This window comes from Haloplanus litoreus, from assembly GCF_045690335.1.
Taxonomy (GTDB): domain Archaea; phylum Halobacteriota; class Halobacteria; order Halobacteriales; family Haloferacaceae; genus Haloplanus; species Haloplanus litoreus.
Genome location: NZ_CP147874.1, coordinates 1,829,500 through 1,854,460 on the forward strand (window position 1 = coordinate 1,829,500; position 24,961 = coordinate 1,854,460).

The following is a 24,961-nucleotide window of genomic DNA, read 5'->3' on the forward strand; positions in this document are numbered from 1 at the left end:
TTCCCCGAACGTGTGCGCCGGCCTCCCGCCGCAACGTCGAATCGCCCGCGGGCACCCCGACGGTCGGCGTCCTCTCCGACCACCGAGAGGATCGAATTGCCGGACAGCAGCGGGAAGCGGCCGAATCGATCAGCGGGCTGACGACGCGACGGACAGGGACAGGTTTATATATTGGGCGTGTACTCTGGTAGGATACAATGTCTAACGACATGGAGGATTCGTCGGATACCCCGGCGGATCGAGTTCTTCCAGGGCACGTTGGCCCGCACTGGTGAAATAGACGGTGTACGAATTTTCGACACGACGCTACGAGACGGTGAGCAGTCGCCACGCACGTCGTTCAGTTACGACGAGAAGCGAGACATCGCCGAAGTACTCGACGATATGGGCACCCACGTCATCGAGGCGGGGTTCCCGGTCAACTCGGACGCGGAGTTCGAGGCGGTTCGAGACATCTCGAACGCCACCGACACCACGGTGTGTGGCCTCGCCCGCGTCGTCGACAAGGACGTCGAGGCGGCAATCGAATCGGGCGTGGAACTGATCCACGTCTTCGTGAGTACGAGCGACGTGCAGTTGCAGGACTCCATGCACGCCTCGCGCGAGGAGGCAGTCGACCGCGCGGTCGCCTGCGTCGAACGCGTGAAGGAGGCGGGTGTGGAGTGTATGTTCTCGCCGATGGACGCCACCCGGACCGACGACGACTTCCTCGTCGAGATGGTCGAGGCGGTCAGCGAGGCGGGGACCGACTGGATCAACATTCCGGACACGTGCGGGGTGGCGACGCCCACCCGCTTCATGGATCTGGTGCGGATGGTCCGTGAGAACACCGACGCGCGGGTCGACGTGCACGCACACGACGACTTCGGTCTGGCGACGGCGAACGCCATCGCCGGGTTCGAGGCCGGCGCCGCACAGGCACAGGTATCGGTCAACGGCATCGGTGAACGCGCCGGTAACGCCGCCTTCGAGGAGGTCGTGATGGCCTCCGAGGCGCTGTACGACGTCGACACGGGTATCGACACCACCCGGATCACGGAGCTGTCCCGGATGGTCGAGGAGTACAGCGACATCCCCAACCCGCCGAACAAGCCCGTCGTGGGACGGAACGCGTTCTCCCACGAGAGCGGAATCCACGCTGCGGGCGTCATCGAGAACTCGGATACGTTCGAGCCCGGCGTGATGACTCCCCAGATGGTGGGTGCGACCCGGGAGTTCGTGCTGGGAAAGCACACGGGGACCCACTCGGTGCGCAAACGCCTTGAGGAGATCGGCTACGCGCCGACCGACGCGGAGGTCCGGGCAGTCACGCGGCTAGTCAAGGATTACGGTGCGGACAAACAGCGCGTCACGATGGCGGATCTCCGGCGGTTCGCCCGCGAGGAGAACGTCACGCGCGAAGAGGAGGTCCGCGCCTGATGGCCGGTCCCCCGCTCGCTCCCCCCGTGGAGCGGCGGGTGGCTCCCTCACCGGCCGACCGCGACGGAAACAGTTATACGCTCGGAGCGGGATCGAACGGATACGATGCGAGGGTTCGACGACGACCGCAGCCAGGCCGCGAGCGCCGGCCCCACGAGGGGTCGCCAGCGCGGAGTCGGCGGTCCGCTCGGACCCATTGTAGGGGCTGTATAGCCCCTCATCATCCATCCTCTCCGACGCACGTACCGTACGCAGGGAGTCAAACGGCCACTCGACTATGACCCACACACACCGACAGCGACTGAGGTATCGCTACCGACCGACCGACACAGGACCATGAGCGAACGAACGACCACACAGCGGGAGGCGGAGGAGTCGACCGACGACGCGAGCGACGCGACGCCGACGACAGTCACGTCCGGCGCCACGTCAACCGTGCGCGCCCTCGAGAACGCCGGCATCGAAACCATGTTCGGCGTGCAGGGCGGCGCGATCATGCCGGTGTACGACGCCCTCTGGGGCTCGGACATCGATCACGTGATGATGGCCCACGAACAGGGTGCAGCCCACGCCGCCGACGCCTACAACGTGGTGTCGGGGCGCCCGGGCGTCTGCCTGGCCACGTCGGGTCCCGGCGCGACCAACCTCGTGACGGGCATCGCCGACGCCAACATGGACTCCGACGCGGTGGTGGCGTTGACCGGCCAAGTGCCCCAGGACATGGTCGGCAGCGACGCCTTCCAGGAGACGGACACCACGGGCATCACCGCCCCAATCACGAAGAACAACTACTTCGCGAGCGACGCCGACACGGTCGGCGACACCGTCGGCGAGGCGGTTGCACTCGCGAGTAGCGGTCGACCGGGACCGACGCTCGTCGACCTCCCGAAGGACGTGACCAACGACGAGACGGACCGCGAACCCGGTCCGCCACAGACGCCCGAGACGTACACGCCCCAAGACGAGGCCGACGACGACGCCGTCGAGGCGGCGGCGAGCGCCATCGAAGCCGCCGACCGGCCGCTGCTCCTGTTCGGCGGCGGCGTCGTGAAGGCCGACGCCAGCGAGGAGGCGCGGGCGTTCGCGACGGCGTACGACATCCCGGTCGTGACCACCATGCCCGGCATCGGGACGATGCCCGAGGACCACGACCTCTGTCTGTCGTGGGCGGGCATGCACGGTACCGGCTACGCCAACATGGCGATTACCCACACGGACCTGTTGATCGCCGTCGGCACTCGGTTCGACGACCGCCTCACCGGCGGCATCGACACGTTCGCCCCGAGTGCGGAGGTCGTTCACGTCGACATCGATCCCGCGGAGATCAGCAAGAACATCCACGCGGACTACCCGTTGATCGGCGACGCGGGGCGCGTCCTCGAACAACTGCACGACGCGGTGACGACGGCCCCCGACGCCGACGAGTGGCGCGAGCAGTGTGGGACGTGGAAGGCGGAGTACCCGATGGACTACGCGGCGCCGGACGACGAACCCCTCAAGCCGCAGTTCGTCGTCGAAGCGCTGGACGAGGCCACGAGCGACGAGGCAATCGTCACTTCGGGCGTCGGCCAGCACCAGATGTGGGCGTCCCAGTACTGGACGTTCCGTGAGCCGCGCAAGTGGATCTCCTCACACGGACTGGGGACGATGGGCTACGGTCTCCCCGCGGCCATCGGCGCCCGACTGGCCGCCGACGACGAGGAAGTCGTCTGCATCGACGGCGACGGCTCCTTCCTGATGACGGTCCAGGAGCTGTCGGTCGCGGTGCGCGAGGACCTCGACATCACCGTCGCCATCCTGAACAACGAGTACATCGGGATGGTTCGCCAGTGGCAGGACGCCTTCTTCGAAGGGCGACACATGGCCGCCGGCTACAGCTGGATCCCGGAGTTCGACAAGCTCGCGGAGGCCTTCGGCGCCCGCGGGTGGCGCGTCGACGACTACGACGAGGTGGCCGACGCCATCGAAGAGGCCCTCGACTACGACGGTCCGTCGGTGGTCGACTTCCACATCGACCCCGCGGAGAACGTCTATCCGATGGTGCCGAGCGGCGGTGCCAACGACAAGTTCGCCCTCTCGGAGGAGCAACTATGAGCGGTGGGCTGGACGGACCGGCCCCGGAGGAGCGACCCTCGCCGGAGGGTCGGCGTAACTCGCAGGGAATCCGGATCGACCCCGAGGTCGAGGCGGAGCCCGACTCCCGTCGGGCGGTCCTCTCGGCGCTCGTGAAACACGAACCCGGCGTGCTGGCGAACATCTCCGGACTGTTCCGGCGGCGCCAGTTCAACATCGAAAGCCTGACTGTGGGTCCGACCACGGATCAGGATCGGGCGCGGATCACCCTCGAAATCGAGGAGCCCGAACCGGGAATCGAACAGGCCAAAAAACAACTGCAGAAGCTCGTCCCGGTCATCGCCGTGGCCGAACTCGAATCCGAGGCCATCCGTCGGGAACTCGCGCTGATCAAAGTGGACGGGAGCGCGCCCGATCAGGTGGGCGCGGTGGCGGAGATGTACGACGGCAAGACCGTCGACGTCTCCCAGGAGTCGGTGACGGTCGAAATCACGGGCAGCGAGCAGAAAATCGACGCCGCCGTCGAGACGTTCGGGCGGTTCGGCATTCACGAAATCGTCCGAACCGGCACCGCAGCGCTCGAACGCGGCACGCGAAAGACGACATAACCATGAGCAAAAGCGAATTCACCACACCGGTATACTACGACGACGACGCGAACCGCGACGCAATCGCCGACAAGACCGTGGCCGTTCTCGGCTACGGCAGTCAGGGGCACGCCCACGCACAGAACCTCGCCGACAGCGGGGTCGACGTGGTCGTCGGCCTTCGGAAGTCCTCCGATTCGTGGACCCAGGCCGAGAACGACGGCCTGCGCGTGGCGACGCCGGACGACGCCGCCGCCGAGGCGGATGTCGTCTCGATGCTCGTCCCCGACACCGTCCAGCCGGCGGTGTTCGAGGCCATCAGCGACGGCTTGGAGGCCGGCGACACCCTCCAGTTCGCCCACGGCTTCAACATCCACTACAACCAGATCCAGCCCCCAGAGGGCGTCGACGTGACGATGATCGCCCCGAAGACGCCGGGACATCTCCTGCGACGTAACTACGTCGAGGACACGGGCACGCCGGCCCTGCTCGCGGTGTACCAGAACACGACGGACGAGGCGAAAGAGGAGGCGCTGGCCTACGCGCAGGCCATCGGCTGCACCCGCGCGGGCGTCGTCGAGACGACGTTTCAGGAGGAGGTCGAGACGGACCTGTTCGGCGAGCAGGCCGTCCTCTGTGGCGGCATCACGTCGCTCATCAAACACGGCTACGAGACCCTGGTCGACGCGGGCTACAGCCCGGAGATGGCCTACTTCGAGTGTCTCAACGAGATGAAGCTGATCGTCGACCTGATGTACGAGGGCGGGATGGCCGAGATGTGGGACTCCGTGTCCGACACCGCCGAGTACGGCGGCCTGGAGGTCGGCCCCGAAATCGTCGGCGAGGGCGTCCGCGAGAACATGGACGAGGCGCTTGAAGCGGTCCAGAACGGCGAGTTCGCTCGTGACTGGATCCTCGAGAACCAGGCCGGTCGCCCGAGCTACACCCAGCTTCGCCAGGCCGACAAGAACCACGACATCGAGGAGGTCGGCGCTCGACTGCGCGCGCTGTTCTCCTGGGCCGACGAGGAGGCCCCGGAGGAGGCAGAGGCTCCGGCCGATGACTGACCGGATGGACGCGGTGGATCACACCCATTCGGACGCGGACGACGCGCTCGCCGAGACGTACCGTCGCGGCCCGAACGACGGCCGACGAGCCGTCACCGACGGCGCCGGCGACGAGGAGCCGGCCGCCCGCATGCGCGACGTCTCGCACACGCCGCCACACGGCGAGGGAACGAACGATGTCTGGTCCCGCGGTGAGGAGGCTGCGGACCGGGACGCGGACGACGAGAACGATGAGTGAGGGCACGCTCTACGACAAGGTGTGGGACCGACACAAGGTCGCCGACCTACCGAACGGACAGGACCAACTGTTCATCGGCCTGCACCTCATCCACGAGGTGACCAGCCCCCAGCCGTTCTCCGAACTGCGGGAGCGGGGCATCGAGGTGCCCTACCCCGAGCGAAACGTCGCCACGGTGGACCACATCGTGCCGACCCGGCCGGAGGGACGAGAGCGCCCGCTGGCCGACGAGTCCGCGGAGGGGATGCTCACGGCGCTGGAGCGCAACACGTCGGAGACGGGCATCCAGTTCTACGGGCTGGAGTCGGACAAACAGGGAATCACGCACGTCGTCGCGCCCGAACTGGGTCTGACCCAGCCGGGGATGACCGTCGTCTGTGGCGACTCACACACCGCCACCCACGGCGCCTTCGGTGCCATCGCGTTCGGTATCGGCACGAGTCAGGTGCGCGACGTGCTCGCCTCACAGTGTGTCGCCGCCGACAAGGCCGACGTTCGACGGATCGAGGTCGACGGGACCCTCGGCCCGGGCGTCCACTCGAAGGACCTCATCCTGAAGATCATCGCCGAACTCGGCGTCGACGGCGGCGTCGGCTACGTCTACGAGTACGGCGGAGAGGCGGTCGAGGACCTCTCCATGGAGGAGCGCCTCGCGGTGTGTAACATGTCCATCGAGGGTGGCGCTCGCGCGGGCTACATCAACCCCGACGAGACCACCTACGAGTTCCTTCAGGGCCGCGAGTTCGCCCCCGAAGGCGAAGCTTTCGAGGAGCGCAAGGCGTACTGGGAGTCCATCGCGAGCGACGCGGACGCCGAGTACGACGACGTGGTCCACCTCGACGCAGGGAGTTTGGAGCCGATGGTCACCTGGGGGACGAACCCCGGTCAGGCCGTCGGCATCGGCGATCCGGTCCCGGCCCCCGCAGACCTCCCCGAGGGCGAACGCGAAGCGGCACGCCTCGCCCAGGAGCACACGGGCGTCACCCCCGGTGAACGGATGGCGGGCTACCCCATCGACGTGGCCTTCCTCGGCACGTGTACGAACGGCCGTGCGAGCGACTTCCGTGAGGCCGCCGCCGTCCTCGAGGGCCGCGAGGTCCACGACGACGTGCGTGCGCTCGCGGTCCCCGGCTCCCAGACGGTGAAGTCGAAACTCGAATCGGAGGGCGTCGACGACGTCTTTCGCGCGGCGGGATTCGACTGGCGCGAAGCCGGCTGTTCGATGTGTCTGGCAATGAACGACGACTCCCTGGAGGGCGACGAGCGGTGTGCCTCCTCGTCGAACCGCAACTACGTGGGTCGACAGGGGAGCAAGGACGGCCGGACCGTGTTGATGAGTCCGGCGATGGTCGCCGCCGCGGCCGTCGAGGGCGAAGTCGCCGACGTGCGCGACCTGACGGAGGTGGACGCATGAGCGACGCCGACACCGGTGACGACGGCGTCGGCGTCGAGGAGATGAAGGTGCGTCGCGTCGCGGGCACCGGCGTCCCCGTCCGTGGCGACGACATCGACACCGACCAGATCATCCCCGCACGCTTCCTGAAGACGACGACCTGGGAGGGGATGGACGAGTACGCCTTCTACGACGCGCGACGCGACGACGACGGCGAACTCAACGACCACCCCTTCAACGAGTACAGGGGCGCGAACCTGCTGGTCGTCAACGACAACTTCGGCTGTGGCTCCTCCCGGGAGCACGCACCGCGGGCGCTCGCCCGCTGGGGCGTCGAGGGCATCGTCGGCGAGTCCTTCGCCGAAATCTTCGCCGACAACTGCAAGTCGCTGGGTATCCCGGCGGCGACGACCGACGCGGAGACGGTCGAAGAACTGCAGACCTTCGTCGAGGAGCACCCCGAGGCCGGAATCGAACTCGACGTAGTCGACGAGACGGTCACCTACGACGGCAAGACCGTCGACGTCGACATCGCCGAGGCGATGCGTGGCGCGCTGGTGCAGGGTATCTGGGATACGGTCGCCCTGCTCCGCTCGAACATGGACGCCATCGACGAGACGGCGGCCGACCTGCCCTACGTCGACTCCCGATGAGCGACGCCGAAACCATCGCGGTGATCCCGGGCGACGGCATCGGACACGAAGTCGTCCCCGCGGCCCTGCGAGTGCTGGAGGCCGTCGACGGCGTCGACTTCGAGTTCGTCCACGTCGAGGCGGGCGACGCCGTCGCCGAACGGACGGGAGAGCCGTTGCCCGAGGAGACACTCGCCGCCGTCACGAGCGCCGACGCGACGCTGTTCGGCGCCACCGGCGAGACGTCGGCGGACGTGATCCTCCCGCTCCGGGACGCGGTGGACTCCTTCGTCAACGTGCGCCCGGCGCGGACGTACCCCGGGGTCGACGCCGTCCAACCGGAGACGGATCTGGTGATCCTCCGGGAGAACACCGAGGGCGTCTACGCGGGCATCGAGAACCGCTTGTCCGCGGACGTTTCGACGCTGACGCGGCTGGTGACTCGGTCCGCGTCCCGTCGACTCGGCGAGTTCGCCTGCGACTACGTCGCGGACGCCGACGCGGACGGCTTCACCGTCGCGCACAAGAACAACGTGATGCGCGTCACCGACGGCCTGTTCGTGGACACGATCGAGGAGGTGGCGGCCGACCGTGGCGTCGAGGTCGACGACCAGTACATGGACGCGATGGCGACGCACCTCGCGATGAACCCCGCGGAGTACGACGTGATCGTCTGCCCGAACCTGGCCGGCGACGTGCTCTCGGACCTGGCGGCCGGGCTGGTCGGCGGCCTCGGCCTGTTGCCGAGCGCCAACGTCGGCGCCGAGCGGGGCATCTTCGAACCCGTTCACGGCTGTGCGCCGGACATCGCTGGTGAGGGAGTCGCCAATCCGGCGGCGACGGTGCTCTCGACGGCGATGTTGCTCGACTTCCTCGACTACGACGGGGCGGCCGCGGCCGTGCGGACGGCCGTCGAATCGACGCTCGCGGACGGGCCGCGGACGCCCGACTTGGGCGGCTCGGCGACCACCGACGAACTCGCGACGGCCATCGTCGACCGCCTCCCCGACAGTTAAGAGGGCGCGTCACCCTTCGTGGGACGTATGCCCCAGATCCACCTCGACGACGAGACCCTCGACCGTCTCGACGGACTCCGGCAGGAAGACGAGGAGTACGACGAGCTCATCACCGAACTCATCAACATCTACGAGGCCGAGGAGCTGACGCTCTTCCACGGCGGCGACGAGGTCTGAGACGGTATCGTGTAACTGTGTCCCGGTGGGTCGCCGTCGCGTGCCGGCGACTCACCGGAAACGACTTCCGCCGATCCGTCCGGGCGCTCACTCCCCGTCGCGGTACGCGTCGCGGACCTCCGCCCACTTGTCGTTGGCTTCGAGGTGTGCCTGAAGCGCGTCGGCGTACTCGCCGACGAGTCGTTCGGCGGCGTCGAGCCGTTCCTCCTCGTTCCCGTCGCCCATCCCGAGGGCGCCCCGGATGGCGTCGAGGACGCCGGTGCCGCTGTCCCCACCGGTGCCGCCGGAACCGCCGGGACCCATCCCCTGTGTCACCTTCTCCAGTTCGGGCATCATCTGTGGCAGGTTCTCGGTGTCGGGGACGATACGCGCTCGTTCCGGGTCCTCCGGATGCTCGATTTCGAACTCGATGGCGGTCATGATCAGCCCCCACTCTTGGTTCGTGAACTCCGAGGCCCGGACCCGATCGCTGAACTCCCGGTCGACGGCCATCCGGTCGCTGACGATCCTGTCGGTCCAGTTCGACATGACCCCCCCTACGACGAGACCACGTATCAGGGTTTCCCACTCCGGCGCGCGTATGTGGCTCCGATCACACGCATAACTTACGCGTGGGACGGCGATACCGCATCCCCGGGATAGTCGGATTTCGTGGGACACCGATCGAGCGCCGGCGCGAGGACGGTGGCGCGACTAATCGAGGGACAGCGGCGGGATAACCCCGCGAAGCGAGCAGGAAAGCTTATATACTGCGACCGCTCCAGCCACGGCTACGCAGATGATCGACTCACTGTACCGTGCTGGCGTGTTCACCGTGTATCAGGCCACCCTCGTGGCCGGCATCGTGTTGATGCCGCTCGCCCTGCTGGCCGGGCGTCTCGGCGTCCAAGTACCGTTCGGTAACCTCGTGGCCGCGGCGGGTGAGGCCTACGAGAACGCCGAGTGAGCGTCGGGAAGGGTTGCATTTATCAGCGCGCCCCCGCAAGGGCAGGTGATGCGTACCCCGACGAATCAGGACTTTTCACGGACACAGGAGCGTCTCGACGGCGGCGACCGGCCGGTGTTCGGCCCGGAAATCGGCGAGTTCACGAACACCGACGAGCGTCTCGCCGCGGCCGAGGACGAGGACAAAGAGATGAAAACCGGCACGACGACCGTCGGACTCTCCACCGAGAACGGCGTCGTGATGGCGACGGACATGCGCGCGAGCGCGGGCCGGATGGTCTCCAGCAAGGACGTCCAGAAGGTCGAGCAGATCCACCCGAACGCGGCGCTCACCATCGCCGGATCGGTGTCGGCCGCCCAGTCGCTCATCCGCTCGCTCCGCTCCGAGACGAGTCTCTACGAGACCCGTCGTAGCAAGGACATGAGCATGGAGGCGCTCTCGACGCTCACGAGCAACTTCCTGCGCTCGGGAGCCTTCTTCATCGTCTCGCCCCTCCTCGGCGGCGTCGACGAGGACGGCGCCCACGTCTACAGCCTCGACCCTCTCGGCGGCATGATGGAAGAGGACTACGCCGTCTCCGGATCGGGCAGCCAGTACGCCCTCGGTGTCCTCGAACAGGAGTACGACGCGGGGCTGTCGATGGACGAGGCGACGTCCGTCGCCGCCCACGCCATCCAGAGCGCGGTCGAACGCGACCTGGCGTCCGGTAACGGCATCAACGTCGCCGCCGTCACCGACGAGGGCGTCGACATCACGAAACACAAGGACTTCGAGTCGCTGCTGTAACCGGCGCTCGGGACCCGCTCCGCGTTCGTTTCGTCTTTTCGACCGGTCAGCGGTCCGCTTACTGGCCGGGCCAGTCCGCAAAGCAGCCATCGAGCAACGTCTCCGTCTGGTTCGTCACGTAGGCGCGCTGCATCGCCGGGATAGCCGACGCCAGGTCGGCGCCGTCGTCGACGTGGGCACGAACCCGGGCGCGCTTCCAGCGGGCCGGCGTGACGCCCGAGTCGACCCGTGCCCGCAGGGGCGCGACGTAGGATTCGGCTTCCTCGGTCGAACAGCCCGCGGACTGGAGTCCCGCCACGGCGTGGGAGAGCAGGTCGTCGTAGACGACGTCGGGATCGGTCGTCTCCTGGCCGTCGTTGGTGATCCAGCGTTGCTCGCTCGCGGCGCCGTTTCGCGCTGCACGGTAGAAGTTCTCCTCGGCGACCGACCAGTCCTGGCCGATCACCGGGTGTTCGTGCCGGGGGAGGCTCTCCATCAGGCCCGCGAACGTCGCCAGGAAGGCGGTGGAGTCGCGGACGGTCGGCTGGGCGGCGATGGGCCGAAACTCGATGCGGGCGTTCGCCGAGGAGCGGTCGGCGCCGTCGAACACCGGTCGCACCCACCGCCAGAACGTGCCGTGCTTGCGACGGAGCGTCGCGAACTTGTCGTCGAACCGGTCACCCTTGTCGACCGGCATGGGGACGACGGTCGGATCCGTGGCGACGCGGTCGACGGCTTCCTCGACGGTGTCGAGGTCGCGGGGAAAGCGCACCTTCTCCGCATCCTCGGTGTTGAGGACGGACTCGAAGACGTAGATGCGGTTCTCCGCGCGTGCGTCCTCGACGACCGTCTCGGGGTCGACGCCGTCGTCGTAGAGGTCCGGTGGGAAAAACGGCGAGTTACCGCCGAGGGCCAGCAAGGGACCGGCGATCCGCAGGGCGTAGTTGTGGTAGGTCGGCAGATCGGAGGCGTGGGGCACCTGGTAGTGGGGCTGGATCGACGTGATCAGGCTCTCGGGCATCACGGTGTCGGCTTCGAGGCTGACGTGGGGCGCCTCGAGGACGAAGGGCGTCGGTGCGTTCGGTCCGTTGGCCATCGCGTGATACCGCACCGCGTCGGTCATGTTGGTGGCGATCCGAACCCCTCGATCACAGATGCTGTCGGTCAGATACCGGCGGGCCGTCTCCCCCGAGGGCGGGATGGTCCAGAGGCCGTCGCTGACGAGTCGCATCCCTTCGATACGGGTCGTCTGCAGCGCCGAAGAGAGATGGGAGCGCACGCCTGCGGCCTGTGCCTTGAGTCCCTCGGCGTTCAGCGGTTGGGGACTCGTCGTCATCTCGGCGTTGTGCAAGCCGAGTTCCTTCTCGAAGCGGATGAGTTCGAGCAGTCGACGGGGGACGCGGACGAGTTCCGATCCCGCGTCGTCGTCGTCGCCGTCCTGTCGCCACCGGCCGTCGGCGACGGCGTAGAACTCGTACTCCAGACCGACGAGGGCGCGGTGGTTGTCGAACGTCCCGTCCCTCAGTTCGGCCTTGACCACCTCCGCATCCGCCTGCGCCTGCGCACGGAACTCCGAGACGTCCACGTCGAGGACGCCCCGTACCCGCGTCGCCAGGTCACCGTTCATACCCTCCTCTGCACCACACATCGTCTTGAATCCGATGACTCCGTCGGTCGAACCCGTCGCGCTTAACCACCCCGCGGTCCGACCTCGATTCGATGGACTTCGCCGACTTCGCCGACCGGGTCGACGCCGTCGAGGCCGAGACGGCGGATCTGGAGATCACGTCGCTAGTGGCGACGCTGCTCGCCGACGCCGGGGACGACCTCCCCGTCGTCGTCCGACTCCTCCTGGGTCGCGTCGTCCCCGCCTGGGATTCGACGACCCTCGACGTGGGGCCGAGCCTCTGTCACGAAGCGCTCGCTCGGGCTGCCGGGCCGAACGTCACTGCCGCCGACGTGGCCGACGCGCTCGCCGAGGCGGGGGAGATCGGTGCCGTCGCGGAGTCGCTCGATCTGAGCGGACAACGAGGGCTCGCCGCCTTCGGTTCCGCCGGTCCCGACCCGCTCACGGTCGCCGAGGTGAACGACCGCCTGCGGACGCTGGCGGCCGCCGACGGGTCGGGCAGCCAGGACCGGAAGGTGGACGCACTCTTTGGCCTGTTCAACCGGGCCACCCCGGTCGCCGCCCGGTATCTGGCTCGGATCGTCCTCTCGGAGATGCGCATCGGCGTCGGCGAGGGGACGATCAGGGACGCCGTCGCGGAGGCGTTCGACGTGCCGGTCGACGCCGTCGAACGCGCGCTGCAAGTGACGAACGACTACGGCGCCGTGGCGGTCCGCGCTCGGGACGACGGAGCGGGGGGTCTCGACGACTTCGACCTCTCCGTCGGGCGGCCCGTGCGGGCCATGCTCGCCCAGACGGGGACGGCCGTCGACGCCGTCGAGGCGTGGGACGCGGTGGCCGTCGAGACCAAGTACGACGGGGCGCGGGTGCAGGTTCACCACGATCCGTCGGGCGAGACGGCCGTCTTCTCCCGCAACATGGCCGAGGTAACCGACGCACTCCCCGAACTCGTCGAGTTCGTCGAGGCGGCGGTGGACGTGCCAATCATCCTCGACGGCGAAGCCCTCGCCGTCGACGAGGTGGGCGACCCGCTCCCCTTCCAGGAGGTGCTTCGTCGCTTCCGGCGCAAGCACGACGTGGCACGGATGCGCGAGGAGGTGGCCGTCGAACTCCGTGCTTTCGACTGTCTCCACGTCGACGGCACCGACCTGCTCGACGCCCCCCTCCGCGACCGGCGGGCGCGCCTGACGGACGCCCTCGAGACGGCCGTCTCGCCGCTTCTGCTCTCGGACGACCCGGCGGAAATCGCCGACCACGAGGCCGCCGCGCTGGACGCGGGCCACGAGGGGATCATGCTGAAAAACCCCGACTCGACGTACACGCCGGGCAAACGGGGACGGAACTGGCTGAAGCGCAAACCCGACGTCGAGACCCTGGACCTCGTCGTCACGGGTGCCGAGTGGGGGGAGGGGCGACGGGCGAACCACCTCGGGACCTTCCTGTTGTCCGCGCGCGTCGAGGGGGGCCCCGACGACTTCGCCACCATCGGGAAGGTGGCGACGGGTATCACCGACGAGCGTCTGGCCGAGTTGAGCGACCGGTTGGAACCGCTGATCCGCCGACAGGACGGCACCGAAGTCGACATCGAACCGTCGGTGGTCTTCGAGGTTGGCTACGAGGAAATTCAGGCGTCCCCCACGTACGGCTCGGGATACGCCCTACGGTTCCCGCGGTTCGTCGCCGTCCGCGAGGACAAAGCGCCCGCAGACGCCGACTCGCTCGCGCGGATCGAGCGGCTGGCAGACTGACGGAGGTGTCGACTTCCCCGGCCGGCGACGACTCGACGTACGTGTCGTGTTCAGCAACCTCTCACGGGTCGTCGATTAATCGCCAGTTACTGGCGCTAACCGACCCGTAACCCGTTCGTCGACGGCGCTAACGATGCAATAGCTAAGCCACCTTCCTGTCCAGTAGTTGACTATGGGGCGATTCGTCCGGATGACATCGACCCCAGACAACACATGACAGACGAAGATTTCACCCTCTCACGGCGGAAGGCACTAGCCGCACTCGGCACCATCGGCGTGGCGTCGGCCGGCGCCGGACTCGGAACGTCCGCGTACTTCAGCGATCAGGAGACGTTCGAGAACAACCGGCTCGTCGCGGGGACGCTGGACATGCACGTCGGCTGGGAGGAGCACTACTCCGACTGGTCCGACGACGAGGACGACGGACTGGAAGGTGACGTCACCATGGGCAACGACCAGCCCGTGGGCCTGCCCACCCAGGATTCCTCGCTCATCAGCGTCAACAGTACGGCCGACGCGCGACAGTTCCTGAACAACACCGAAACCGATCAGTTCCCGAACGGAACGGACACGTTCGACGACGCGGGCACGATGAACGGGTGTACGGTGCTGCCGGACTCGGCCGATCAGAGCCCGGTCATCGTCGACCTCGACGACGTCAAGCCGGGCGACTTCGGGGAAGTTACGTTCGCGTTCTCGCTGTGTGACAACCCGGGGTACGTCTGGATGAACGGGGGGCTGCGGAGCGCGTCCGAGAACGGCACGAACGAAGCGGAGGCCGACGATCCCGACGAAGAACCCGGGACCGTCGAACTCCTCGACGAGGTGCAGACCGCGCTCTGGTACGACGACGGCGACAACCTGCAGTCGGGAAGCGGCGGTGCCGGCGGCACCGCGGACGTCGTCATCGTCATGGACACGTCCGGATCGATGGGTGGCTCCAAACTCGACAACGCGAAGGCGGGGGCCAAGACGCTCGTCGACACGGTCGGGGACGACGTCAACGTCGGACTGGTTCAGTTCTCCTCCGGTGCGGGTGCCGTCTCGGATCTGACGACGTCGAAGTCCCAGACGAAAAGCGACATCGACAGTCTGAGCGCCGGCGGCACTACCAACGTCGGCGCCGGGATCGACGCGGGGCAGAACCTCCTGACCGACGACACTCGCGGTGCTCGCTCCGGCGTGAACAAGGTCCTGGTCGTACTGGGTAACGGCCAGTCGTCGACCGGGCGGTCGGAGGCCACAGCTGCGAAGGACGCGGGAACGACGATTTACACCATCGCCTACGGAACCGGGGCCGACGAGAACCTGATGGAAGACATCTCCAGCCCGCCGAAGATCGACGACGGGTCGATCACCGACGACGACCAGTTCGCGTTCATCTCGGGCGAAACCGACATTTCGGGCGTCTTCAGCGGAATCGGTGGCCGGATCACGAGCGGCGAGGAGGTGTTCTTCCAGGGGTCGCTCCGCGAGGCGCTGACCGCGCTGGAGGACCCGGACGGTCAAGGCGTCCCACTGGAAGGCAACGTTCCGGCCGGACAGGCTGGCGGCACTGGACGGGACTGTTTCGACGGACAGGGTGCCGTCCACTACGTCGGTTTCGCGTGGTGGCTCCCGGTCGACCACGGCAACGAAGTGCAGTCCGACAGTGCGACGTTCGACCTCGGGTTCTACACCGAGCAGTGCCGCCACAACGACGGCGGCGGCATGAACAGCGAACAGGTCGACGGCGGCGCATAGCGCGGCGGTCCGCCCACGGCGGGACAGCATCGGATCCACGAGGACGCAGTCGGGTGCTTCGCGTCACGCCGCCCCGACCTTTTTCGTCACCGTCACGTAGTGACCGTATGACCATCCGTCACGACGGCCTCCGCGTTCGCTGGCTCGGCTACGCCACCGCCCGCGTCGACGACGGCGAGACGGTCGTCTACATCGATCCCGGCCGGTACGGCGTGTTGACCGGCGACTGGGGCCCGCCCGCAGGTATCGACACCCGACACCCTGCCGGCCCCGCCTACGACGCCCGCGACGGCGACGTGGTCCTGGTCACTCACGACCACCACTACGATCCGGACGGGATCCGACGGGTCGCGGCCCCGGACGCCACACTCGTCGTCTACGAGGGCGTGGACGCCGAGCGTGCGGGGCGACCACCCTCGCCGGAGACGCTCGCGGCCGAGGAGGGGTACGACCTCGTTCGGATCGGGGAGCGAGCGCGCGTCGAGGCGGCCGGCGTCCCGGTGCGGAGCCTCCCGGCGTACAACGACCCGGACGGCCCGCGGGCGAACCCGGACGGGTCGGTCACCCACCCCGAGGGGTTCGGCGTCGGCTACCGGTTCGTCGTCGACGACGTGTCGATCCTCTGGCCCGGCGACACCGACGTCCTCCCGTTCCACGACGGCCTCGACGTGTCGCTGTTTCTCGCGAACATCTCGGGGTCGGTGTGCATGAACCGCGAGGAGGCCGCCGGGCTCGCGGACCGGCTCGATCCGGATCTGGTCCTCCCCATTCACTACGACACGCAGGCGTTTTTGCAGGCCGATTCGGCGGCCTTCGCGGCCGACGTGGCCGGCCGCGGCGTGCCCGTCGTCCTCGACGAGGGCTGGGCTTAGTCGGCCGGCTCCGCGGGCCAGTTGCCGATCCGTCGGAACTCGACGTCGGCCTCCCGTAGCAGTCCCACCAGCGTCGCGTTCCCTCGCGGCACGTCGATGAACTCGCCGTCGAGATGTGCATCCGGGTGTTCGGCGGGTTCGGGTTCGAGATGGGCCGTCAGTTCGAGGCCGTCCGGATGGGCGTACCCCCGGACGTGGGTCTGCCACCAGTGGAGGCCGGACGGATGGTCGTCGAGATACCGGACCCGGCGCACGTTCACGACTTCGTTGTGGTAATGATAGGACATCTCCCACCCCGGCTCGAAGAAGTGCGTGCCGAGAAACGCCTCCGCCGCCGACTCGCCCATGTCGACGACGACGGCGGGATTCTCCGGCTTGGGCTTCGAGAAGAAGGTCTTGCGGAGCCACCAGAACGACCACTTGAGGGCGCGAAGCGGCGCCTCGGTGAGGTGGCGAAGGCGGCCGAGGTCGGTGTCGAACGTCATACCGACCGCTACGCCGCCGAGTGAAATAAGTGTGCTCTGGGCTACAGGACGCCCATCTCCGACAGGCGGGTCGGCAGGTACTCGTCGGTGACGAAGTCGAGGCCGCGGGAGGCGAGCGCCTGCTGTTCGGCCTTCTTGCCGATGTCGAGTTGGAGTTCGATCTGCTCCGTCCAGTAGTCGGTGGTGAACCGCGGGTCCTCGAGTTCCGATTCGAGGGCGTTCACGTCGGAGTCGGCGAGCGGATCGGTCGGTAGGTCGTACTCGACGATGTCCTCCGGCTGGATGCCGACGAACTCCGCCTCGGGTGTCGCGAGATACTCCGAGAGGTGGGCGCTCTTGATCGACCCGTAGGCGACGGAGCCGTAGATGCGGTAGGACCAGGGGTCGCCGTCGGTGAAGACCACGACCGGCAGGTCGAGTTCGTCGTGCAGGCGCTTGGTGATCCGGCGGGTCGCCCGCGCCGGCTGTCCCTTCAGGTGGACGATCAGGGCGTTGTAGTCGGTGTCGAAGCCGTTCTCGACGAGGCGGTCCCGCATCCCACCGGTCTCGACACAGAGGATGAAGTCGACGTCGTGATCGAGGAACTCGATGGTGTCGGGGTTGTTCGGGATCTGGTAGCCGCCCTCGCCGACGTCCTCCTGACAGTGAATGTCGCGTTCGCCGCGTCGGGTCTGTTCCCGCAACTCCAGCGGTCCCATCAGCGTCGCACCGGACTCCTCGGGGCGCATGTGGAAGTCTTCGCGGGTCACCTCCGAGACGATCTCGAGGTCCTCGATCATCTGGTTGGACTCGTCCTGATCGGAGAAGGCCGCTTCGTCGGCGTCCCACGACTCCGAGAGATAGTAGAGTTCACGCAGCGTGGAGGAGCGCCCCTCCGTCAGTTGGCGGGCGAGGAAATCGATGGTGTAGGTGGCCTTCAGCAGCTTGCGAGCGCCGCGCACCGAGTTGGCCGACCGCGTCGACGTGCGGTCGCCGTAGACCCACACGCCGCTTTCCTCGTCGTACTCGATGTTGCTTTTGGTTCGGGTGGGGAGGGTCATCTTTGGCACCTCTCCCCGGTCGAACTGGTCGTAAAACTCCGCCGCGAGGTCGATCAACTGCTGTCGTGCGCGTTCGTCCTGGGAGCTCATGCGTTCACCGTGAGTTTCTCGCTCTCGACGCCCTCGACGTCCACGTCGAAGGTCGCGCCGTTACCCACCTCGTAGGTGAGTTCGGCCGTCTCGCCCGCCGACACCGACGGGGACCACTGTACGAACCACTCGCCGTCTAGGTCGACGACGGACGCGCCGTCGCTCACCGCCGTCGGCTCCGCCGAAACGATATCCGTTAGCTCCGGCGTCTCCTTCCGGTCGGAGTGGTTCCGCACCGCGAGCGTGACGGTACCGTCCTCCACCGACCGCTCGACGATGACGTTGTTCATGATGCGGCCGAGCGCGCCGTCGATGTTCGGCCGCTCGCGCCCCGTCACCTCCGAGAGCTTGTCGGCCATCTCGGGCAGGATGCGGCCGAGTACGTCCTGCTTGCGTCGGCGTTTCTCCAGCGACCGCCGGCGGTTGAGGAAGGATTTCAGTTCCCGTGCGGCCTCGCGGATGGCGAGTTCGACTTCGTCCTCGATTTCGGGGACGTTCGCCACCGCGTCCTTGGACTCGCTGGTGAAGGGGACGTTCGTCGACGCGACGTGAACCATGATCACGGCGGGACCGGAGGGGAGGCCACGCCCGCCCGGCTGATCGAGGCCGTAGTTGCGCCAGCCGATGTCTTTCACCACGTCGGTGATAGCACAGGCCCCGCGTTGGTAGACGAGGGGGACGCGGTTGGCAAAGCGCATCACGTCGGCCGAGCCCTCGCTCTCCAGGTCGCCGCCGTAGGCGATGCCGGCCTCCACGATGAAGGGGTCGCCCCCGTGGACTTCGGCGTCGCGGGTCGCCGCGGCGAAGAAGTCGGCGTCGAACTCCTTGCGGAGGCCGGCCTCCACGAGGTCCGCCGTGATGGGCGAGAGACAGTCCGTCGGCGGCGCGAGGATGTCCGTCTCCCGCATCGCGTCGAGGAGTTCGGAGGCGGCATCGCGGTCGCCCGCCACCGCCTTCACCTTCGGCAGGTCGTCCGGGACGGTCCGCATGACCGTCCAGCACGCCTCGACGACGTTCTCCCGGGCGGTGTCGCCGAGGGTGGCGTCCTCGGCTTCCTCGACCCGGTCGGCGGAGCGGTTCACGTACTCGACGAGTCGGTCCTCGGTCGCCCGGTGGCGAGGGTCGTCGTCCTCGGCGAACTTGTCGGCGAGGCGTTCGGCCAATCCGTCGACCGTCGCGTCGTCCTTCCGGGTGCTGGTCGCGTCGTCGACGCGTTCGTACAGCGAGGCGGTCAGGAGGTCCGGTCGCGTGATCTCGGCCCACACCGCATCGACGGCGTTCTCCCGGACCGTCTCGCCGAACGTCTCGTCGAACTCCTCTTCGGCAGCGTCGGCGAGGTTATCGACGATTTCGACGAGGCCGTGGTGGGCGATTCGTTCCCGCTCGCCGACCGTCTCGGCGACCCGTTCGGCGAACCAGTCGGTCGCTTCGGCGCTCTTGTTGGCGACGGCGTCGAGGACGGCGTCTTCGATGTCCGCCTCGTCCTGTGGATTCGGCGTCGTCCACGCCATCTCGCGGCCGAAGTGGCGGTCGCGGAACCGATCACACACCTTCGTCGACGTCTTCCCGCCGACCCGGGTAAACTCGCCCTGTAGGAACCCCGAGATGGAGTACGACTCCGTCGCGTCGAGCATCTTCAGGAGCGTCCCGAGTTCGACGCCGTGGGGGTGGGGTCGGATCTCCTCCGTCTCGGCGGGTAACTGGTCCGTGCCCCGCTCGAACTTCAGCGGCTCGTCCAGCCCCGGTTCGCGGAGTTCGACCCGGGCGTGGGGGTTGACGACCGCGGTGTGTTTGACGTAGTCGTGGAGTTGATTGCGCGCCCGCATGTTCGCCTCCATCTCCAGTTCGATCCGCGTCCCGTGGGGCCGGTCCCACGAGGTGGTTCGTTCCTCCCTGATCTCGGGTTCGTTGTCGTCGGTGTCGACGACGAGTTCGAAGTACTCCGCGTCCGCGCTCCCCTGCGTTCGGCTGGTGATCTTCGCGGGTTTGCCCGAGGTGAGCTGTGAGTAGAGGACGGCCGCGGAGATGCCGATGCCCTGCTGACCGCGACTCTGTTCGCGCGCGTGAAACCGTGAGCCGTAGAGCAGTTTACCGAAGACGCGGGGAATCTGCTCTTTCGTGATCCCCGGCCCGTTGTCCTCGACGATCAGTCGGTAGTAGTCGCCCGCTTCCGCGATTTCGATGTAGATGTCCGGTGCGATGCCGGCCTCCTCCGTGGCGTCGAGGGCGTTGTCCACCGCCTCCTTGACGGCGGTCACTAGGCCCCTGGCTCCGGAGTCGAAGCCGAGCATGTGTTTGTTCTTCTCGAAGAACTCGGCGATGGAGATGGCCCGCTGGTTCTCGGCCAGCTCCTCGGCGATCCCCCCATCCTCGCCGAGCGTCGACTGGAACGATGTCATCCGTGGGCTTCGTACCGGCACGACGTTTAAAAGGCCACCGCCAGCGCGGTGTAAGTGAAGCGGGCGGGCGCGCGCCCGAGCGGCTCGATCCGGTCCCACGCCCCGTATCGCGCGGATAGCCGGCGGCGGCGGCGGTGAACGCCAAACTCGCCTTGTCGAAATCCCATCTGAACTTGGGTTTGCAGGAATCGTAATTTTGGACGCGCGCACGCGTGCGAGCGTTTAAGAGGTGTGGTCGTCTAGGGCGGGTAGGTTCTATGGCTGACGAACAAGAGTACGGAGCCGGGCAGATACAGGTTCTGGAGGGGCTCCAGGCCGTACGGAAACGTCCGGCGATGTACATCGGATCGACGGACGCCCGCGGCCTCCACCATCTCGTCTACGAGGTCGTCGACAACGCCATCGACGAGGCGTTGGCGGGCCACTGTGACGCTATCCAGGTGACCGTCCACGACGACGACTCGGTGAGTGTCTCGGACAACGGGCGCGGCATCCCCGTGGACACCCACGAACAGTACGACCGGCCGGCGGTGGAAGTGATCATGACCGTCCTCCACGCCGGCGGGAAGTTCGACAACAAGTCCTACCAGGTCTCCGGTGGACTCCACGGCGTCGGTGTCAGCGTCGTCAACGCCCTCTCCGCGGAACTGGAGGTGACGATCAAACGCGACGGCGCCGTCTGGAACCATCGCTTCGAGCGCGGCGAGCCCGTTCCCGACGGCTTCGAACGGGTCCGTGACCTCGAACCGGACGAGGAGACGGGGACGACCGTCCGGTTCTGGCCGGACGACGACATCTTCGAGCACACGGAGTTTTCCTTCGATACGCTGTCGACACGGCTTCGCGAACTCGCGTTCCTCAACTCCGGCGTGGAGATCGGTCTCGCCGACAAACGCGACGGCGAGACCGTCTCGTTCCGGTACGAGGGTGGCATCCGGGAGTTCGTCGCGTATCTCAACGAGACCAAGGGCGCCCTCCACGACGAGGTGATCTACTTCGAAGACGAGGATCAGGGTATCTCCGTCGAGGTGGCGATGCAGGCCACCGACGAGCTACAGGGCTCGATCCACGCCTTCGCCAACAACATCAACACTCGCGAGGGCGGCACCCACCTCACGGGGTTCAAAACGGCGCTCACGCGCGTCGTCAACGACTACGCGACGGACAACGGCCTCCTCGGTGACCTCGACGACACGCTCAAAGGCGAGGACGTCCGCGAGGGGTTGACCGCCGTCATCTCGATCAAACACCCCGACCCGCAGTTCGAGGGACAGACGAAGACCAAACTCGGCAACAGCGAGGTGCGCGGCATCGTCGAGAGCGCCGTCCACCAGCATCTCGGGACCTTCTTCGAGGAACATCCCGACACGGCACGAGCCATCGTCGGCAAGGCAGTCGAGGCCGCCAAGGCCCGACAGGCCGCGAAGAAGGCCGAGGAACTCACCCGCCGCAAGAGCGCCCTGGAGTCGACGGCGCTCCCCGGGAAACTCGCCGACTGCCAGTCGAAAGATCCCAGCGAGTCCGAACTGTTCGTCGTCGAGGGCGACAGCGCGGGCGGAAGCGCCAAACAGGGCCGGGATCGGAAGTTCCAGGCCATCCTCCCGCTGAAGGGGAAGATCCTCAACGTCGAGAAACATCGCCTCGACCGCATTCTGGAGAACGACGAGATTCGGGCACTCATCACCGCCATCGGGACGGGCATCGGCGAGGAGTTCGACATCGACGACGCGCGCTATCATCGCATCATCCTCATGACCGACGCCGACGTGGACGGCGCGCACATCCGAACGCTGCTGTTGACGCTTCTCTACCGACACATGAAGCCCCTGCTGGAACGCGGATACGTCTACGCCGCCCAGCCACCACTCTATCGGGTCCGGTACCGCGGCGAGACGTACGACGCGATGAGCGAGGCCGAACGCGACCGGATCGTCGAGGAGCGGTGTAACGGCAACCCCGATCAGGTCCAGCGGTTCAAGGGCCTCGGTGAGATGAACCCCGATCAGCTCTGGCAGACGACGATGAACCCCGAGAACCGGATTCTGAAGCGCATCACGCTGGAGGACGCGGCGGCCGCCGACCGCATGTTCTCGATCCTGATGGGCGATGCGGTCGAACCCCGAAAACAGTTCATCAAAGAGCACGCCGGCGACGCGGAGTGGGTGGATATATGAGTTCGGACCCAGCCCCCGACGTGCCGGCCGCGCGGGTCGATACGGCCCGCATCGAACAGGAGATGGAGCAGTCCTACATCGACTACGCGATGTCGGTCATCGCGGGACGGGCGCTCCCGGACGCCCGCGACGGCCTCAAGCCCGTCCACCGGCGTATCCTCTATGCCATGCACGAGGCGGGCGTCACTTCGCGGGCCTCCCACCGGAAGTCCTCCTCCGTGGTCGGGGAGACGATGGGTGACTTCCACCCGCACGGCGACTCCGCCATCTACGACGCGCTGGCACGCATGGCCCAGGACTTCTCCATGCGGGCTCCCCTCGTCGACGGCCAGGGGAACTTCGGCTCCATCGACGGCGATCCGCCGGCAGCCATGCGGTACACCGAGGCCCGGATGTCGCCCATCGCCGAGGAACTCCTCGAAGATATCGAGAAGGACACCGTCGACTTCTCCCCGAACTACGACGGCCGCAAGCAGGAACCCGACGTGCTGCCCGCGGCCTTCCCGAACCTCCTCGTCAACGGCTCCTCGGGCATCGCGGTCGGGATGTCGACGAACGTCCCGCCGCACAACCTCGGCGAGGTGATCGACGCGACGGTCCACCTCATCAACAACCCCGACTGCACGGTCGAGGACCTGATGGAGCACGTCGTCGCACCCGACTTCCCGACCGGCGCGAACATCGTCGGTCGCAACGCCATCTACAAGGCGTACAAGACGGGGCGGGGGCGCCTCCGCGTCCGCGCCGAACTGGAGACGGGCGAGGACCGCATCGTCGTCACGGAACTCCCCTACCAGTCGAACAAGGCGCGGCTGATCGAACGCATCGCCGACGACGTGAACGAGGGAAAACTCGACGGCATCCGCGACCTGCGCGACGAGTCCGACCGCGACGGCATCCGTATCGTGATCGAACTCAAGCGGGGCGCGAACCCCGAGGTTGTCGAGAACCAGTTGCTGGAGTCCCACCTCGAAACCACGTTCGGCGTCATCAACCTCGCCCTGGTCGACGGCCAACCGCGGGTGCTCGACCTCAAGGAGACCCTCGAAGAGTACCTCGATCACCGCCGCGAGGTCGTGCGCCGCCGCAGCGAGTACGACCTCGAAGAGGCCGAGGACCGCGCACACATCCTCGAAGGGCGGCTGACGGCGCTCGAACACGCCGACGAGGTGGTCGAACTCATCCGGGACGCCGAGGACCGCGACGGCGCGAAGGCGGCGCTGAAGGCCGCCTTCGACTTCTCCGACGATCAGGTCGACCACATCGTCGCGATGCAACTCGGTAGCCTCACGTCCATGGAGACGGCCGCCATCGAGGAGGAGTACGAAGAGGTGCAGGCTCGCATCGACCGCCTGACAGAGATTCTGGAGCACGAATCCGAACTCCTCGGCGTCATCGAGGACGAACTTCGGGAGATCAAAGACGAGTACGCCGACGAGCGCCGCACCCGGATCATCGAGGACGACGGAGAGGTGACCGACGAGGACCTGATTCCGCAGGAGGACACCCTCGTCGTCGTCAGCGAGGACGACTACATCAAGCGCATGTCACTGTCGGCGTTCGACCCCCAGAACCGCGGTGGGAAGGGGATCATCGGCGCCGACCTGAAGGAGGGCGACCGGGTCTCATCGGTGTTCCTCGCGAACACCCACGACTACCTGCTCTGTTTCACCAATCAGGGACAGGTCTACAAGCTGAAGACCTACCAGGTCCCCGAGATGGGTCGCACCGCCCGCGGCAAGTCGGCGGTGAATCTCCTCGACCTGGACGACGGTGAGGAGATCGAATCCGTCGTCGACTGCGAGAATCTGGAGGAAGGCGCCGGTCGGTACCTCACGATGGCGACGCAGGGCGGCCGCGTGAAACGCACCGCTGTCGAGGAGTTCGGCAACATCCTCTCGACGGGGATTCGAGCCATCCGTCTCGCGGAGGGCGACGCCCTCGTCGACGTGGAGCTGACCGACGGCGACGACGACCTGATCGTCGCCACCGCCGGCGGGATGAGCATCCGCTTCGACGAGGACGAGGTCCGGCCCATGGGCCGGAACGCCCGCGGCGTCGGTGGCATCAAACTGGAGACCGACGACCACGTCGTCGGTCTCGCGGCAGTCGACCCCGACGAACACAGTTGGGTGCTCTCCGTGACCGACAACGGCTACGGCAAGCGCACCCCGGTCGACGCCTACCGCCAGCAGTCCCGCTACGGCAAGGGGCTGATCGATATCAAGACGAACGAGCGCAACGGCCCGGCCTGTGCCATCGACGCCGTCGGCCCCGGCGACCAACTCGTCGTGATGAGCGCCGACGGCCAGATCATCCGCACGCCCGTCGAGGACGTCTCGACCGTCGGGCGCAACACGATGGGCGTCATCGTGATGGATCTGGATATCGGTGACTCGGTGGCCTCGGTAGCGGTGATTCCCGCCGAGCGGACGGACGGAGACGACCCCGACACCGAGACCTGACCGGC

General features: G+C 67.1%; 21 protein-coding genes. 16 read left to right on the top strand and 5 right to left on the bottom strand.

The features are described 5' to 3' along the window. Positions 1 to 171: 171 nt before the first annotated feature. The 9 genes from V8686_RS09955 to V8686_RS09995 all read left to right on the top strand — a co-directional run bounded on the left by V8686_RS09955 (position 172) and on the right by V8686_RS09995 (position 8,602). Positions 172 to 1,419 (top strand): LeuA family protein, encoded by a 1,248-nt coding sequence (locus tag V8686_RS09955; protein ID WP_379703833.1) that lies wholly within the window; start codon positions 172 to 174, stop codon positions 1,417 to 1,419. Between the two features lie 336 nt (positions 1,420 to 1,755). Continuing rightward, the gene (gene ilvB, locus V8686_RS09960) at positions 1,756 to 3,513 is read left to right on the top strand and encodes a biosynthetic-type acetolactate synthase large subunit (RefSeq protein WP_379703834.1); all 1,758 of its coding nucleotides are present in this window, start codon (positions 1,756 to 1,758) and stop codon (positions 3,511 to 3,513) included. Then, on the top strand, positions 3,510 to 4,100 hold the full coding sequence (ilvN, locus tag V8686_RS09965) for an acetolactate synthase small subunit (RefSeq protein ID WP_379703835.1): 591 nt from the start codon (positions 3,510 to 3,512) through the stop codon (positions 4,098 to 4,100). Before ilvB ends, ilvN begins: the two co-directional genes overlap by 4 nt. A gap of 2 nt (positions 4,101 to 4,102) precedes the next feature. Next, complete coding sequence (ilvC, locus tag V8686_RS09970) at positions 4,103 to 5,146, top strand: ketol-acid reductoisomerase (protein ID WP_379703836.1); 1,044 nt, start codon at positions 4,103 to 4,105, stop codon at positions 5,144 to 5,146. Then, positions 5,139 to 5,384 (top strand): hypothetical protein, encoded by a 246-nt coding sequence (locus tag V8686_RS09975; RefSeq protein ID WP_379703837.1) that lies wholly within the window; start codon positions 5,139 to 5,141, stop codon positions 5,382 to 5,384. Before ilvC ends, V8686_RS09975 begins: the two co-directional genes overlap by 8 nt. Beyond that, on the top strand, positions 5,377 to 6,798 hold the full coding sequence (gene leuC, locus V8686_RS09980; protein ID WP_379703838.1) for a 3-isopropylmalate dehydratase large subunit: 1,422 nt from the start codon (positions 5,377 to 5,379) through the stop codon (positions 6,796 to 6,798). Before V8686_RS09975 ends, leuC begins: the two co-directional genes overlap by 8 nt. Next, positions 6,795 to 7,430: a 3-isopropylmalate dehydratase small subunit gene (locus V8686_RS09985; protein ID WP_379703839.1), complete on the top strand. Its 636-nt coding sequence runs from the start codon at positions 6,795 to 6,797 to the stop codon at positions 7,428 to 7,430. The genes leuC and V8686_RS09985 overlap by 4 nt, the downstream gene beginning before the upstream one ends. After that, the gene (locus V8686_RS09990) at positions 7,427 to 8,425 is read left to right on the top strand and encodes an isocitrate/isopropylmalate dehydrogenase family protein (RefSeq protein WP_379703840.1); all 999 of its coding nucleotides are present in this window, start codon (positions 7,427 to 7,429) and stop codon (positions 8,423 to 8,425) included. Before V8686_RS09985 ends, V8686_RS09990 begins: the two co-directional genes overlap by 4 nt. 27 nt (positions 8,426 to 8,452) lie before the next feature. Next, positions 8,453 to 8,602, top strand: a complete 150-nt coding sequence (locus tag V8686_RS09995; RefSeq protein ID WP_379703841.1) for a DUF7557 family protein — start codon at positions 8,453 to 8,455, stop codon at positions 8,600 to 8,602. An 87-nt stretch (positions 8,603 to 8,689) separates the two neighbouring features. Here V8686_RS09995 and V8686_RS10000 read toward each other — a convergent pair whose 3' ends face one another. Then, positions 8,690 to 9,130 carry a DUF5799 family protein gene (locus tag V8686_RS10000; protein WP_379703842.1) on the bottom strand — a complete coding sequence of 147 codons (441 nt, stop codon included), beginning with the start codon at positions 9,128 to 9,130 and terminating at the stop codon, positions 8,690 to 8,692. Positions 9,131 to 9,380: 250 nt separating this feature from the next. Between V8686_RS10000 and V8686_RS10005 the strand changes: the two genes are divergently transcribed. Further along, the gene (locus V8686_RS10005; RefSeq protein WP_379703843.1) at positions 9,381 to 9,548 is read left to right on the top strand and encodes a hypothetical protein; all 168 of its coding nucleotides are present in this window, start codon (positions 9,381 to 9,383) and stop codon (positions 9,546 to 9,548) included. A 48-nt stretch (positions 9,549 to 9,596) separates the two neighbouring features. Continuing rightward, positions 9,597 to 10,334 (top strand): archaeal proteasome endopeptidase complex subunit beta, encoded by a 738-nt coding sequence (gene psmB, locus V8686_RS10010; protein WP_379703844.1) that lies wholly within the window; start codon positions 9,597 to 9,599, stop codon positions 10,332 to 10,334. Between the two features lie 58 nt (positions 10,335 to 10,392). Here the strand turns inward: psmB and V8686_RS10015 are convergent, their stop codons facing one another. Then, the gene (locus V8686_RS10015; RefSeq protein ID WP_379703845.1) at positions 10,393 to 11,940 is read right to left on the bottom strand and encodes a hypothetical protein; all 1,548 of its coding nucleotides are present in this window, start codon (positions 11,938 to 11,940) and stop codon (positions 10,393 to 10,395) included. A gap of 92 nt (positions 11,941 to 12,032) precedes the next feature. On the opposite strand from V8686_RS10015, the gene ligA reads away from it, so the two are divergent. The 3 genes from ligA (at position 12,033) to V8686_RS10030 (ending at position 16,303) form a co-directional block, all read left to right on the top strand. Then, positions 12,033 to 13,688 (top strand): ATP-dependent DNA ligase LigA, encoded by a 1,656-nt coding sequence (ligA, locus tag V8686_RS10020; protein ID WP_379703846.1) that lies wholly within the window; start codon positions 12,033 to 12,035, stop codon positions 13,686 to 13,688. Between the two features lie 213 nt (positions 13,689 to 13,901). Then, positions 13,902 to 15,431 carry a vWA domain-containing protein gene (locus tag V8686_RS10025; protein WP_379703847.1) on the top strand — a complete coding sequence of 510 codons (1,530 nt, stop codon included), beginning with the start codon at positions 13,902 to 13,904 and terminating at the stop codon, positions 15,429 to 15,431. Positions 15,432 to 15,538: 107 nt separating this feature from the next. Beyond that, positions 15,539 to 16,303 carry an MBL fold metallo-hydrolase gene (locus V8686_RS10030; protein WP_379703848.1) on the top strand — a complete coding sequence of 255 codons (765 nt, stop codon included), beginning with the start codon at positions 15,539 to 15,541 and terminating at the stop codon, positions 16,301 to 16,303. Here V8686_RS10030 and V8686_RS10035 read toward each other — a convergent pair. Genes V8686_RS10035 through V8686_RS10045 form a run of 3 tightly spaced genes read right to left on the bottom strand, consistent with a single transcriptional unit; the run spans position 16,300 to position 20,317 of the window. After that, positions 16,300 to 16,788 carry a hypothetical protein gene (locus V8686_RS10035; protein WP_379703849.1) on the bottom strand — a complete coding sequence of 163 codons (489 nt, stop codon included), beginning with the start codon at positions 16,786 to 16,788 and terminating at the stop codon, positions 16,300 to 16,302. The genes V8686_RS10030 and V8686_RS10035 overlap by 4 nt on opposite strands. 41 nt (positions 16,789 to 16,829) lie before the next feature. Next, positions 16,830 to 17,918: a DNA topoisomerase IV subunit A gene (locus V8686_RS10040; protein ID WP_379703850.1), complete on the bottom strand. Its 1,089-nt coding sequence runs from the start codon at positions 17,916 to 17,918 to the stop codon at positions 16,830 to 16,832. After that, a complete protein-coding gene (locus V8686_RS10045; RefSeq protein WP_379703851.1) occupies positions 17,915 to 20,317 on the bottom strand; it encodes a DNA topoisomerase VI subunit B in 2,403 nt (800 codons plus the stop codon). Before V8686_RS10045 ends, V8686_RS10040 begins: the two co-directional genes overlap by 4 nt. A 257-nt stretch (positions 20,318 to 20,574) precedes the next feature. On the opposite strand from V8686_RS10045, the gene gyrB reads away from it, so the two are divergent. Next, positions 20,575 to 22,491, top strand: a complete 1,917-nt coding sequence (gene gyrB / locus V8686_RS10050; RefSeq protein ID WP_379703852.1) for a DNA topoisomerase (ATP-hydrolyzing) subunit B — start codon at positions 20,575 to 20,577, stop codon at positions 22,489 to 22,491. After that, entirely contained in the window at positions 22,488 to 24,956 is a 2,469-nt protein-coding gene (gene gyrA, locus V8686_RS10055) for a DNA gyrase subunit A (RefSeq protein WP_379703853.1), read from the top strand. Before gyrB ends, gyrA begins: the two co-directional genes overlap by 4 nt. Positions 24,957 to 24,961: the final 5 nt, after the last annotated feature.

Bases quoted from the DNA above. Each gene is read 5' to 3' on its own strand.
- ligA (WP_379703846.1), top strand. From the start codon at position 12,033: ATGGACTTCGCCGACTTCGCCGACCGGGTCGACGCCGTCGAGGCCGAG.
- V8686_RS09975 (WP_379703837.1), top strand. From the start codon at position 5,139: ATGACTGACCGGATGGACGCGGTGGATCACACCCATTCGGACGCGGAC.
- ilvC (WP_379703836.1), top strand. From the start codon at position 4,103: ATGAGCAAAAGCGAATTCACCACACCGGTATACTACGACGACGACGCG.
- V8686_RS10025 (WP_379703847.1), top strand. From the start codon at position 13,902: ATGACAGACGAAGATTTCACCCTCTCACGGCGGAAGGCACTAGCCGCA.
- gyrA (WP_379703853.1), top strand. From the start codon at position 22,488: ATGAGTTCGGACCCAGCCCCCGACGTGCCGGCCGCGCGGGTCGATACG.
- V8686_RS10040 (WP_379703850.1), bottom strand. From the start codon at position 17,918: ATGAGCTCCCAGGACGAACGCGCACGACAGCAGTTGATCGACCTCGCG.
- V8686_RS10015 (WP_379703845.1), bottom strand. From the start codon at position 11,940: ATGAACGGTGACCTGGCGACGCGGGTACGGGGCGTCCTCGACGTGGAC.
- ilvB (WP_379703834.1), top strand. From the start codon at position 1,756: ATGAGCGAACGAACGACCACACAGCGGGAGGCGGAGGAGTCGACCGAC.
- V8686_RS10000 (WP_379703842.1), bottom strand. From the start codon at position 9,130: ATGTCGAACTGGACCGACAGGATCGTCAGCGACCGGATGGCCGTCGAC.
- V8686_RS09990 (WP_379703840.1), top strand. From the start codon at position 7,427: ATGAGCGACGCCGAAACCATCGCGGTGATCCCGGGCGACGGCATCGGA.
- V8686_RS10045 (WP_379703851.1), bottom strand. From the start codon at position 20,317: ATGACATCGTTCCAGTCGACGCTCGGCGAGGATGGGGGGATCGCCGAG.
- V8686_RS10005 (WP_379703843.1), top strand. From the start codon at position 9,381: ATGATCGACTCACTGTACCGTGCTGGCGTGTTCACCGTGTATCAGGCC.
- psmB (WP_379703844.1), top strand. From the start codon at position 9,597: ATGCGTACCCCGACGAATCAGGACTTTTCACGGACACAGGAGCGTCTC.
- ilvN (WP_379703835.1), top strand. From the start codon at position 3,510: ATGAGCGGTGGGCTGGACGGACCGGCCCCGGAGGAGCGACCCTCGCCG.
- gyrB (WP_379703852.1), top strand. From the start codon at position 20,575: ATGGCTGACGAACAAGAGTACGGAGCCGGGCAGATACAGGTTCTGGAG.
- V8686_RS09995 (WP_379703841.1), top strand. From the start codon at position 8,453: ATGCCCCAGATCCACCTCGACGACGAGACCCTCGACCGTCTCGACGGA.
- V8686_RS10030 (WP_379703848.1), top strand. From the start codon at position 15,539: ATGACCATCCGTCACGACGGCCTCCGCGTTCGCTGGCTCGGCTACGCC.
- leuC (WP_379703838.1), top strand. From the start codon at position 5,377: ATGAGTGAGGGCACGCTCTACGACAAGGTGTGGGACCGACACAAGGTC.
- V8686_RS10035 (WP_379703849.1), bottom strand. From the start codon at position 16,788: ATGACGTTCGACACCGACCTCGGCCGCCTTCGCCACCTCACCGAGGCG.
- V8686_RS09985 (WP_379703839.1), top strand. From the start codon at position 6,795: ATGAGCGACGCCGACACCGGTGACGACGGCGTCGGCGTCGAGGAGATG.